7 protein-coding genes are annotated in these 13,359 nt (G+C 43.4%); 1 reads left to right on the top strand and 6 read right to left on the bottom strand.

All coding sequences use genetic code 11. The features are described 5' to 3' along the window. Positions 1-589 precede the first annotated feature (589 nt). From ACWATR_RS01890 to ACWATR_RS01880, 3 genes are all read right to left on the bottom strand, one after another. Positions 590-3,916 (bottom strand): GAF domain-containing protein, encoded by a 3,327-nt coding sequence (locus tag ACWATR_RS01890; protein ID WP_460328948.1) that lies wholly within the window; start codon positions 3,914-3,916, stop codon positions 590-592. Positions 3,917-4,166: 250 nt separating this feature from the next. Then, positions 4,167-5,354, bottom strand: a complete 1,188-nt coding sequence (locus tag ACWATR_RS01885) for a TRC40/GET3/ArsA family transport-energizing ATPase (RefSeq protein WP_460328945.1) — start codon at positions 5,352-5,354, stop codon at positions 4,167-4,169. A 104-nt stretch (positions 5,355-5,458) separates the two neighbouring features. After that, positions 5,459-5,740 carry a hypothetical protein gene (locus ACWATR_RS01880; protein ID WP_069074808.1) on the bottom strand — a complete coding sequence of 94 codons (282 nt, stop codon included), beginning with the start codon at positions 5,738-5,740 and terminating at the stop codon, positions 5,459-5,461. Between the two features lie 736 nt (positions 5,741-6,476). On the opposite strand from ACWATR_RS01880, the gene ACWATR_RS01875 reads away from it, so the two are divergent. Then, entirely contained in the window at positions 6,477-10,007 is a 3,531-nt protein-coding gene (locus ACWATR_RS01875; protein WP_460328942.1) for a WD40 domain-containing protein, read from the top strand. A 181-nt stretch (positions 10,008-10,188) separates the two neighbouring features. On the opposite strand, the gene hemL is transcribed toward ACWATR_RS01875, so the two are convergent. The 3 genes from hemL to ACWATR_RS01860 all read right to left on the bottom strand — a co-directional run bounded on the left by hemL (position 10,189) and on the right by ACWATR_RS01860 (position 13,050). Next, positions 10,189-11,487, bottom strand: a complete 1,299-nt coding sequence (gene hemL / locus ACWATR_RS01870; protein ID WP_460328940.1) for a glutamate-1-semialdehyde 2,1-aminomutase — start codon at positions 11,485-11,487, stop codon at positions 10,189-10,191. Positions 11,488-11,673: 186 nt separating this feature from the next. Beyond that, on the bottom strand, positions 11,674-12,243 hold the full coding sequence (locus tag ACWATR_RS01865) for an SOUL family heme-binding protein (protein WP_420762883.1): 570 nt from the start codon (positions 12,241-12,243) through the stop codon (positions 11,674-11,676). Positions 12,244-12,315: 72 nt separating this feature from the next. Then, positions 12,316-13,050: a DevA family ABC transporter ATP-binding protein gene (locus tag ACWATR_RS01860; RefSeq protein ID WP_460340144.1), complete on the bottom strand. Its 735-nt coding sequence runs from the start codon at positions 13,048-13,050 to the stop codon at positions 12,316-12,318. Positions 13,051-13,359 lie beyond the last annotated feature (309 nt).

The raw sequence follows: 13,359 nt of genomic DNA, 5'->3' as shown, positions 1-13,359 counted from the left end.
AAATTAACAAGGACTCTCTCACGCTAAACCTTGACATTAATGTTAATGTCAAGGTTTTAACTTAATCGCCTAACCCATCCACGGCGGTACACGGCGGTAGCTCTCCAACCTAGGGCAATACTTTTCGGTTAGGGACTTCCAAAAAATAAATTACCCAATATTGTGGGGTGGGCGTCTCGCCACTGGTGTCAACCTAAGCCAAAAATAGCGTACTGATTGGGTGTTGTTCACCCGCCAGGGATTGTAAATCCCTGACTAATTGCTCAAGTCTACTGAAGTAGACTGAAAATTTTTGCGCTCTTTCTCTTTAGTCCTCTTCAGAGGACTTTAGCTATGAGACAGGGATTTACAATCCCTGGCGGACGTGCTGGCGGAGGTGCGGTTTCGCGTTAAGTTGACACCAGTGGCGTCTCGCCCGCCTTTGCATACGGGCGGGCGCCCACCCCACAAGAAGTAGTTGAGTATTTTTTTATTTGGAAGTCCCTTAAAGGGTAAAAGAAAAGGTTTGAATTCACCTTTCCCCTTACCCTTTAACCTTTTCCCAGACAAAAAGTTGAGATTGTTAGGCTTATTCGAAAAGTATTGCAACCTACGGGAGTTGATGGTGCGATTTGGTGATTTGTCTAATCGGAATTTCAATCCAAAATTCTGTTCCTAACCCCGGCTGAGAATCACATTTAAACACACCACCGTGTTTATCTACGACAATCTGGTAACTAATTGACAACCCCAAGCCAGTGCCTTTTCCTACTGGCTTAGTAGTAAAAAATGGGTCGCAGATTCTTGCCTTCAAGGCTTCGGGTATTCCTGAGCCATTGTCTGCAATGCGAATTACTACACTCTTGACATTGCCTTCAAGTTCCCCAAGAGCAGTACTGATGGTAATTTCACTGCTATGAGGTTGTGATTGAGATTCCCTGTAATCTTCTAGAGCATCGATCGCATTGCTTAAAACATTCATAAATACTTGATTCAGTGGCCCGGCATAGCATTCTACCAAGGGAAGGTCACTGTATTCTTTGACTAATTTAATCGCCGGACTTTCCGGTTTTGCTTTCAAGCGATGCTGCAAAATTAGCAAGGTGCTATCAATGCCCTCATGAATATCAACTGGCTTCTTTTCTGCCTGATCGAGGCGAGAGAAATTCCGTAAACCCAAGACAATCTGCCGGATACGATCAATGCCAACTTTCATGGAAGATAGAGTTTTGGGTAAATCCTCCATGAGAAATTCTAAGTCGATCTCGAAGGCGCGATCGCGAATCTCAGGGCTGGGGTTAGGGGCATTTTGCAAATAAAGGTCTAGTATACTCAGTAAATCTTGGGCGTAATCGTTGACATGATTGATGTTGCCATAAATGAAGTTGACGGGATTGTTAATTTCGTGGGCAATACCAGCTACCAGTTGACCAAGTGAGGACATTTTCTCAGTTTGGATCAGTTGGGTTTGAGTTTGCTGTAAATCATGCAAAGCTTGAGCCAACTTTTGGGTCTGCTCTTTGGTTTGATTATGTAATTGGGCTTGTTGGAGCGCAACCCCAAGCTGATTGGCAATTTGAGTAATAAACTTAATTTCCGAAGCTTCCCAATGGCGGGGTGCAGAATTCTGATATGCTGCTAGCAAGCCCCATAGCTGTTGCCCAATAAATATAGGTGCGATCGCATAAGCCCTTGCCTGAATTTCCTCTAAAACTGCAATGTGGCATTGAGAGTGGCCAGCTTCATAGATGTCATCAACTACAAAAGTTTCATTGTGACGATATCGCCCACCTTGGGTTTCTTGCAAATAGCTATCTTGCCAAATTGTTTTGGTATGGTCACTTACTAGCTTTAACCAGCCATCGCCCACAAACTCGGCGATATATTCACCACTCCAATCAGGCTGGAAGCGGTAGACTGCAACTCGATCGGCTTGTAGTGATTTACAAATTTCTTGGGTGGTTGTCTGAAAAATCGCATCTAGATCAAGGGATTCCCTAACTTTTGCCACAACTTCAAACAATACCCGTTGTTGTTCTGCTGCTTGTTGCAAATCTAACGTCTGTTGTCGTGTCTGATTGAGTAATTCAGCTTGCTGAAGTGCTACTCCCATTTGGGCAGCAATCTGACTGAGAAAGTTAACTTCAGAACCTTTCCATTGCCGAGGGCCGGTGTGTTGATAAGTTGCCAGCAAACCCCAAAGTTTTTGCCCAATAAAAATCGGAGCAAGCACAAAAGCGTGAATTTGAAACTGCTCTAGATTGTCGATATGACACTGAGTAAACCCCATACTATAAATGTCATCGACTGCAAATGTTTCATTGTTGCGGTAACGTCCTCCCTCTGTGTCTTGTAAGTAGGTGTCATTCCAAATTGTATTAATACCTAGTTCAGACTCATTCGACCAGTATGGACTAGCAGCCTCAAAGTCCCCAACAAATTCACCACCCCAACTAGAATCGAAACGATAAACAGAAACGCGATCGGCTTTAATTAATTGACAAACTTCTTTAGTGGTTGTTTGAAAAATAGTATCTGTGTCTAGAGATTCACGAATTTCGGCAATAACTTTAAACACAGCCTGTTCTTGTTCAGATGTCCGTTGTAACTCAATTGTGCGTCTTTTAACTTGTTTTTCTAAATTTTCATTGAAGACTTGTACTTGTTGGTGTAGTTCATACTGCTGAACTGCTGAAGCAAAGTGTTTACCGAGGTTTCTAGCCAGTTCAATGTCTTCAACCGTCCATTTTTGAGCTTGTGCTTTTTTAGATTCGCGCCAAGCCTCAAAGGATCGCCGGGGATACAGTTGCCTGCGATCGCACTCATACTGCCCCGCCCATAAAGTTTCTGTATCTACTTCGTTGCGGAAAATACTTAAGTAGCCTAGTAACTGCTGGCGATACTGGAGTGGAATTGTCAATATGCTGCGAATTTTAGTTGGTTGAAAAGCAACTTGCAAACTTCGCAAGTCAGGGGTGTTATATATATCTGAAATCGCCCAAACATCGTAGTTACTAGACTTATAGTGTTCTTGCCAGATACTATACTGCTCTATGAGTGGATATATAGTTTGTTCTGGCATCACAGGTTGTTCTCCACAGATATAAAGCTTAATACAGTTATTTCCTGGTATTAAGCATTCTGTGAAGCTGGTGATGTTGCCACTGTGGAAATCAAAAGCTGCATTTCTAATACAAAGTCTGCCACCAACACCATTAAAGGCAGCAACAGCCGCTTCTAAGGCTGGTTGTAATACAATCGTCGGCAGTGAATGCAGTAGAGTTGCAATGCGGTTAACGATCGCTTCCCGTTCGGCTGTTTTGCGGACTTGAGCCAGAAGGGTACTTTGAGCGATCGCCACTGACAGTTGATCAACTACCGTCTGTACTGCTTCTAGTTCATATTCTGAAATCAAATGCGCTTGGGAATTATGAGACACCAGCAGCCCCCAGAGTTCATCTTGATAGAGAATAGGCGCTACTACAGAAGACTTTACCCCCATTGCCGTCAAATATTCAATATGGCAGGAATCTACAGGGCGGTAACAGATTTCCTCTGATATAGTTTCTCCATTTTCCAAGTCACGCAGATGAATTTGACCAATTTCTTGAGTCTCAAGATTTACAACAGAACACACCCGTGATTTGATAAATAGTTCACGGGCGCTGAGGGGAATATCGTCAGCAGGAAAATTTAGTCCTAGTAATGATGGCAACCGATTTTCGTAAATTGACTCAGCAATCACTTGACCACTACCATCGGGATGAAATTTGTAAATCATCACGCGGTCAGTTTTTAATAGCGATCGCACCTCTGACGTTGTCACTGTGATAATTTCTTCCAACTCTAAGCTACGTCGGATACGGTTTGTAATGCGACGTAATAAACTTTCTTCATGGCGACATAAGGGCAAATGTTGTTCAATGTTAGAAGTCATTGCTTATAATATATTCAATAAATAATTTACAAAACAAAGATAATTAAATCTAATGACATTTTCAAATTTATTTCATCATTTTGTCTTCAGTAAAACTACGGCAAATTACTAACAAAAATATTTTTGCTTTTTATAAAGATTCACCAAAAATTATAAAAACAGACGCTAATAAAATTGCGTCTGTTGAACTTACGAGGAATGATTCTTGCTGTTTATTTGTAATTTTTTGTTGACAGAAAAACGCCCAACATTAAATTTTTGCGCTGTCAGCAAAGCGGATTTTTAGATAATCGTCCTCCATCTTTGCCCCTGCTGGCTGTAGTGCTGCCAAGGCTTGCGGCAAAACTAAATTACGACGATGGTTGCCAATTGTAATGTTTAATTCGTCTCCGGTTTTACTCAATTGAACTTGGTCTTTAGGAATACCAGGTAAGTAAAGTTCTAAACTGTATTGGTTTTCCTCTTGTACAACTCTTAGAGTTGTTTCTTTGTAATAAACCTGAGTTGGATCTTCATCTTTGTAAAGGGTTTCCTTCAGGCGTTCTAAAGAAGCTAAACCGCACATCTCTTCGGAAAATAGAGGAACTTCTTTTACAGGTAGAGGGTGAAAATCATCATGAATTTCTCGGCGATATTGTTCCTGACTTTCCTTCCAACGTTGGAAAAATGGGTCTTGGACTTCACTTGGAATAATCCGATTAGCCACTACTAAATCTGTTGCAACATTATACAAACTCAGATAGGCATGGGCACGGAGAGACTCTTTAATCACCATCTTTTCAGGATTAGTGACAAGACGCACTGAGGTTTGAGTATTATCTGTTAATACTTTTTCCAGAGCTTCAATTTGTTCGTAAAACTCATAAGGTGCATCCATTACCTCTTTATCAGGTAGCGAAAAACCAGCAATTGGTCTAAACAAAGGTTCCACTAGAGGTCGAAGTGCCACCGAGATGTTTTGAAATGGTTTGTAAAAACGGCGCATATACCAGCCACCGACTTCAGGCAAACTTAGCAAACGCAGTGCTGTGCCGGTGGGGGCCGAGTCGATAATTAAGACATCAAACTCACCTTCATCGTAATGGCGTTTCATTCTCACCAAGCCAAAAATCTCATCCATGCCTGGTAGAATAGCCAATTCTTCCGCCTGTACGCCATCTAAACCCCTTGCCTGTAAAACTTGGGTAATATAACGTTTCACAGCACCCCAGTTTCCCTCCAGTTCTTGTAGCGCATCCAGTTCCGCACCCCACAGATTTGGGCGAATTTTTTGGGGTGCATGTCCCAGTTCCATGTCAAAACTGTCTGCTAGGGAGTGAGCAGGATCTGTACTTAAAACCAATGTCTGATAGCCTAGTTCCGCACAACGGAGTCCAGTTGCAGCAGCGACGGAAGTTTTGCCCACGCCGCCTTTACCGGTCATCAAAATTACACGCATAGATGCTTCTATCCTGCCTGAGGATTTTTTACATTTATTTACATTATCGACTGTTTAAGGAAAATAAATGTTGTTTCAACACGTCTAGGCATTATTATGAACGTTTACCCTAACTCGTCTGTTGGGTTTTGCTGCAATAACTGATCGAGTTTAGTTTCCAGTGCTGAGAGTTTTTTGAGAATTGTGGGGCGATCGCCATCGAGAGAAACTAGTAAATTGGTTATTCTCTCTTGTATGGTGGTTAATTGTGCTACTGCATTCTGGATTTGGAGCATTCCTTCTCGGAGTTCTTGGCGTTCCTGACGTGCTTCCGCCATTTCATCTAACATAGCTTGGACTGTTTTAGCGTTACTCTCAAGTAGATGTTTGAGTTCTTTATCAGTCATTGCGATCGCGCTTTGGAATTGAGTTTATTATTAACTCTAAAGTATTGAGGGATTTTGTTCAGCAATTCCAAATTCAAATTTTGACCTGAGTTTTGGAGTAATGCTGGGATTTCTCCAACAAGCGATGCCTACGGCGAGCTTCTCTACGAGACGCTCCGCGAACGCTAACGCTTAAACCAAAGACCCAAGGCTTGCCAGTAATGCAACTCGCTACAGCATAAAAGATACCGTGCTGGCAGGATGATTTTCAATACCAACAAATCCGCTTGCAGCGTGGCACTCGCACTTGTATTCTTTCAAGATATCCTCAGCCTCACCAAGTATAGTATTTCCTGTTTGAAAGTTGGCAGCATTTAATTGACTTCATGCTCAACGACTCACAACTCTCTCCAGCGACTGATTCCTCTTAAATTTTTGAATTTGGAATTGCTGCCTTTTTCTGCACCCTCTTGACAAATGTGCAATTATCTTAATCTCTTGCTGATGGTCACTGTACAACTTTTTCTCACCATTTAGTCTAAACTTCAGTCATAAATATATAGGACTCATATTTGATTTCTGAAAAAACTCAGTACAACTAAGAAGCCTTCTTGACTGTTGCCTGTTGCCTATTGCCTATTGCCTATTGCCTGCCTACGCAAATTAGTTCAGAAATCAAAGCGGATTCCTATATCTTGGGTGAAAAAGTACTTAAGTTCTGTGCTAAATCTATCTTTGTCTGTAGAGGAATTTGGGTATGCTAAGACGTAAGCGCGGAGTTATACTCACTTCTGTTGGTTTACAGAAGTTCGAAGAAGCAAGGCACAAGTTTGAGTTTCGAGATAATTTTGGCAAGAGATTCACTCTTGAAGAGTTAAGCTACCGCACTAACTTAGACCCTCTAACAATTAGAAAAGTTTTAAACCGTAGAAAGGGAGTTGACAAGCGAACACTTGAGGCTCTCTTTCTTGGTTTTGATAGCCGCCTATGCGAAGGCTACTATTCGACCTCAGACCCCAATTGCCGTCAAGATTGGGGGGAAGCTGTTTCTGTCTTAGCATTTTACGGACGTACAGAAGAACTCAGTACTCTGGATGAGTGGTTGCTGAAGGATCGCTGTCGATTAGTGACCATTCTCGGAATGGGTGGAGTCGGGAAAACTAGTCTGTCGATCAAATTGGCAGAACTTATGCAGGACAAATTTGATTGTATTGTCTGGCGATCGCTATATGACGCTCCACCCATTGATACATTCTTAGCTAGCATCATTCAGTTTCTATCTGACGAGCAAGAAACTGAGGCAGAATTGCCGGAAAGCGTTAGTGATAAGATTTCCCTGCTGCTTAACTACTTTAAGGAGATGCGCTGCTTGGTCGTGTTCGATAATGTAGACGCTGTGTTACGTGGTGGAAGTCGAGCCGGACAATATAACCTTGGATATGAGCAGTATGGCGAACTCCTCAAACGAGTAGGTAAATCAGACCACCAGAGTTGCTTGCTACTCACAACGCGAGAAAAACCTAAAGAGGTTGCCTCTCTAGAAGGAGAAGTCTTACCAGTGCGAACTTTGAGATTGGGTGGACTAAAAGAAGGAGAGGGAGAGGAAATTCTTAAGAGTAAGAGGCTCAAAGGTCTAGAAACTCAATTTAACGCACTGGTCAAACGCTATGGAGGCAATGCCTTAGCCTTAAAAATTGTGGCAACTACGATTCAAGATTTATTTGATGGTTATATTTCTGAGTTTTTAAAAGAGGAAACCACCGTATTTGGCGATCTTCGTGATTTATTAGAGCAGCAATTTGAGCGTTTATCTGATGAGGGAAAAGATGTAATGTACTGGCTAGCGATTAATCGGGAGCCAGTAACCCTCTCCAAATTACGAGAAGATTTAGTATCACCTTTTCCCCAACTCAATTTAATTGAAACGCTGGAATCTTTGGGACGGCGATCGCTCATCGAACGAGATACAGCCTACTTCACCCTACAACCAGTTGTGATGGAGTATGTGACAAGTCGCTTGATTGAGCAAGTTTGTGAGGAGATTGTTAAGCAGGAGTTTTCGCTTTTTAGAAGCCATGCTCTGATCAAAGCTACTGCCAAAGACTATATCAGAGAGACTCAAATTCGTCTCATTCTCTGTGCCGTGATTAACCGATTAATTCTACTGTTGCAAGGCAAAAAAAACTTGGAATATGAACTGACTCAAATCTTACTCAAACAGCGAGAGAAGTCACCCTTGGAGCCGGGATATGTAGCAGGTAATATTCTTAACTTACTCAATCAGCTAGGAACTAATTTAACGGGCTATGATTTTTCTGGCCTCAGCATTTGGCAGGCTGACCTACGAGATGTAAATTTGCAAAATACGAATTTTGCTTACGCCCATCTAGTGAGGTGTACGTTTACTGAAACCTTTGGTGCTATTCATGCGATAGCCTTTAGTCCTGATGGAGAACTTCTGGCGGTAGGTGACAGTAATGGAGAAATTCATCTGTACCAAGTTAGCGATGTGCAACCACTCTTGATCTGCACGCGACATAAAAGTTGGGTAACATCACTGACGTTCAGCCCTGATGGTAAGATTCTCGCTAGCGGTAGCACAGATTACACAATAAAGCTATGGGATGTTAGTACTGGTCAGTGCCTTCGCACCTTAGAAGGGCATACAAATGAGGTTTGGTCGGTTGCATTTAGCCAAGATAATTGCACGTTAGCAAGTGGCAGCGATGACTGCACCGTGAAGCTATGGAATAGCAGCACTGGAGAATGCTTCAAAACACTCCAGGGACATCTTAGTTGGGTACTCTCTGTTGTCTTTAGGGGAGATACTCAACTGTTGAGTGGTAGTGACGATCGCACTCTTAAATTGTGGAATATCAACACTGAACAGTGTATGCAAACGTTTGAAAAACATCATAATAGTGGAATACGGTCAATAAACCTCAGTCCAGATGGTCAGATACTGGCAAGTGGCAGCGAGGATCAAACTATTAGGCTATGGAAAACTCAAACGGGTGAATGTCTCAAAACACTTCTGGGGCATTCAAATCGAGTTTTTTCAGTGGACTTCAGCCCGCAAGGCGACCTTTTGGCTAGCGGTGGGCACGATCAAACTGTGAAACTATGGAGTGTTGATACAGGTGAATGCCTCAAAACGCTTCAAGGACATTTCAGTTGGGTTTTTGCAGTTGCCTTCAGTCCCCAAGGCAAGCTTTTGGCTAGCGGCGGACACGATCAAACCGTGAAGCTATGGAGTGTCGATACAGGTGAATGCCTCAAGACCCTACAAGGATATACCAATCAAATACTCTCTGTTACCTTTAGTCCTGTTAGTGCTAGCTTACCAAGCATTGGTCAAATTTTTGCTAGTAGCAGCCGCGATCGCACTGTGAGGTTATGGGATACCGCAACTGGTGAATGCCTCCAAGTGTTAAAGGGACATTCCAACTCGGTTCATTCAGTTATCTTTAATCATGAAGGAAATATCCTAGTCAGCAGTAGTGTAGATAAAACACTAAAAATATGGGATGTTCCTTCAGGTAAAACCTTAAGAACCTTACAAGGACATCGTGCAGCAGTTTTGTCGATTGCCTTTAGTCCAGATAGCCAGGCGATCGCCAGTGGCAGTGAGGACTGTACTATAAAATTATGGGACGTTCGTTCAGGTCGAACCTTAAGAACCTTACAGGGACATAACGCTGCGGTTTGGTCGGTTGCCTTCATCTCTCAAGGAGAGATATTGGCGAGTGGCTCCTGGGATCAAACGATCAAGTTATGGGATATTCACACGGGTAACTGCCTCAGAACGTTGGCAGGACACACGAGTTGGATTTGGGCAATTGCGATCGCCCCTGATGGTAATACACTAGCAAGTGCTAGTCCAGATCGAACAATCAGACTGTGGAATCCGCACACGGGTGAGTGCCTCAACGTTTTGCAAGCAGACACAAACTGGTTGCAATCGATCGCCTTTAGCCCTGATGGCAAGATACTGGCTAGCACGAGTCACGATCTGACAATCAAGTTGTGGGACGTTTGCACGGGTGAATGCCTGAAAGTTTTGCACGGACATACAGGCTTGGTTTGGTCAGTTGCCTTTAGTCCAGACAACCAAACCTTGGTTAGTGGCGGTGACGATGAAACGATTAGACTTTGGGATATCGGAGCAGGCAAATGCTTAAAAACCATGAGAGCGAGTAAGCCCTATGAGCAAATGAATATTGTCGGAGTTAAAGGTTTAACTGAAGCGGCAACTGCCACGTTGACCTCTTTAGGAGCAGTTATCTAAGCTCAAACCATTAGCCTAGTGGTTCGCCAAGTTCACTTGGCGGGGAAAGGGTAAAGGGTAAAGGGTAAAGGGTAAAGGGTAAAGGGTAAAGGGTAAAGATTTTGAGTTTTTTCCCCTTTACCCCTTCCCCCTTCCCCCTTACCCCTTCCCCTTTACCCCTTCCCCGACTTTTGCAAGAAGTTCACTGAGACATGACTGTTCGGGCTGCTTCGAGGGTGCGATCAATGTCTGCTTCGGTATGAGCTAAAGAAGTAAATCCGGCTTCAAATTGAGATGGAGCTAAATAAACTCCATGTTCTAACATCCCGCGATGGAAACGAGCAAATTTACTTAAGTCAGACTTCTTAGCATCCTCATAATTGCGAACCGGGCCTTCGTTAAAGAAGAAACCAAACATCCCGCTAATCTGACCACCGCAGGCAGCATGACCTGTTTCTTTGGCAATCTCCAGCATCCCCTCTGTGAGTCGCTTTGTAATGCGATCGAGATGCTCGTAAGTTCCAGGTCGTTGCAACAACTCTAACGTCTTGATCCCTGCCGTCATTGCCAGTGGATTGCCCGAAAGCGTTCCGGCTTGATACACGTTTCCGGCTGGAGCAACCATCGACATAATTTCTTGGCGACCACCATAAGCACCGACTGGCAGACCGCCGCCGATCACCTTACCCAAGGTAGTTAAGTCAGGAATGACACCAAATTTCTCCTGCACTCCACCGTAAGCGATCCGAAAGCCTGTCATCACTTCATCAAATACCAGCAGCGCTCCATGTTCTTGCGTCAGTTTTCGCAAACCTTCAAGAAAACCCGCAGCAGGTGGAATAAAACCTGCATTTCCAACCACTGGTTCAAGAATTACACCAGCAATTTCACCGGGATTTTGCTCGAACAATACTTTTACTGCTTCTAAATCGTTGAAAGGAGCGGTCAGCGTGTTGCTAGTCACGGATTTGGGCACACCAGGAGAATCGGGCAAGCCGAGAGTGGCAATACCAGAGCCAGCCTTAACGAGAAACATATCGGCGTGTCCGTGGTAGCAGCCTTCAAACTTGATTGCTTTCTCCCGCCCCGTAAAAGCTCGCATCAGACGAAGAACAGCCATACAAGCTTCCGTGCCGGAGTTGACAAAACGCACCATCTCGATACTAGGAACAGCATCGATTACCATCTGTGCCAGTACATTTTCTAGATAGCAGGGCGCACCGAAGCTAGTTCCTTTTTCTAGGGCATCGTGCAGAGCAGCAATGACTTCAGGATGAGCGTGACCGCAGATAGCCGGCCCCCAACTGCCAACATAATCGATATATTGATTGCCATCCACATCCCAAATGTAAGCGCCAAGGACGCGATCGAATACGATTGGCTGTCCACCAACAGATTTGAAAGCCCGCACGGGGGAACTAACTCCTCCTGGCATTAATTTTTGGGCAGCAGCAAAGATTTCTTCCGATTGAGTGGTTTTTAAGCGAGTCGTTGCAATCATAATTTTTCTCCTGAGATATTTGATCTGATGCGATCGCAAAAAGCGAGAATCTAGTAGTTCGTCAAGGAAACTTGGCGGGGTAAGGGGGAAGGGGGAAGGGGTAAAGGGGAAGGGGGAAAGGGGAAGGATTTTGAGTTTCTTTACCCTTTACCCCACCCTTTACCCCGACAAATGCCAAGAAGTCTATTATTTCAATTCGAGCATGACTTCATTGCGTCTAAATGCGGGCAAGATGAACGGAGAGTCATAAAAAGCATAAATCGCTTTACCTTTTGTCTCGATACCTTGCCGAGCCAGAAAAGCAGATAATTTGGCTTCGTTTTCTTGCAATTGTTCATCCTCAGCTAGACCGGAGAAACGGATTGCCGCTACTTTGTTGCTGGGAACTTCTTTGATAGTAATGCGAGAGTCTTTTGGTTTTGGCAGCGTTGCTAGCGTATATTCTGAGGGCATCACGAACTGTACCGCCCAAGTAGCCCGATCATTTTCCCCCGCTTCTTGTTGAATCACAGGCGCAGTCATGGCGATTTTTTCACTTGGCTGGGATTGCGTGACAGGCGCAGTCATGGCAATTTTGGTTACAGATGTGTTTTCACCAAATATGTAAGCGGCAAGAATCGAAAATGCAGCCTTGTTTGCTCGATCTCTTTCAGTTTGAATTACTGTTTCAGCAACAATTTTTGGCTCGTATTGCCGAATTTCAATATCATCATAAGATTGCAATACGCAATATTTTGGTTCTTCGGTTTGACTCATAAGACTTTCACAAATAGCTAAAATTAATCCCAATAAAAAATCACGATCTCACTAGCCAAATTAGATAGTTTCTTACTTTCCCATTTCTTGTACTAACCGTCCATCTTCCATGTGGATAATGCGATCGGCAATATCGAGAATTCGATTATCGTGAGTGACGAGTAAAATGGTGCAACCCTGCTCTTTAGCTAAACGCTGCATGATATCTACAACATCGCGGCCTGACTTTTTATCGAGAGCAGCAGTAGGTTCGTCGGCAAGAACAATTTTAGGACGACTGACTAGGGCACGAGCGATCGCAACTCGCTGCTTTTGCCCTCCAGAAAGACTATCTGCATAATAATCGATGCGATCGCCTAAACCAACACTTTTCAGAGTATCCGTTGCCAGCCGATCCATATCTTGCTTTAGGTACTCATCGTGTAATTCCAAAGACATTCGGACATTCTGCTTTGCAGTTAAGAAAGTTAATAAATTGTGTGCTTGAAAAATATAACCAATCTGTCGCCGCACTTGCATCAGTTGCCGCTTACTAGCCCCAGATATTTCCTGTCCCAAAACTTTCAGGTTGCCTTCCCGCGCGGATCTCAATCCACCTATTAGTGTTAGTAAAGTGGTTTTACCAGAACCGGATGGCCCAGTCATAATCACAATCTCTCCAGAATAAATGTCGAGATTAATATCAAACAAGACTTGCTTGCAGAGTTCTCCCCGACCGAAGTAGTAATCGAGATGGCAAACTGAAATAACGGGTTTTTGGGAAGTGTTTTGAATTTTGAGTTTTGAACTTTGAGTTCCCTGACTCATTTCTTGCAACATGAGAGTTAAACCGTAAATTTGGGTTTTGTTCTAGAAAACTATGAGTTTTAAAATGCGATATTTTTCTAAGAGGATGTTTTAAAACTCATGATTGATGTATCAAATATTTCTTTACCCCACCCTAACCCTCCCCTTATAAAGGGGAGGGAACCGGATTTTCTTGTTTCCCACCTTTATAAGGCTACGGTGTACACACAAGTCGAAAAAAGCTTGATTTTCCATTCTTCTCTTGTTTATCTCGTTTACCTCGTTTTTATCTCGTTCCCATGTTCTACATGGGAATGCTCCTCGTGGAGG

It is taken from the genome of Nostoc sp. UIC 10890 (assembly GCF_054786515.1).
The sequence above is the reverse complement of the archived record's forward strand: the minus strand, read 5'-3'. Positions and strand labels throughout refer to the sequence as shown.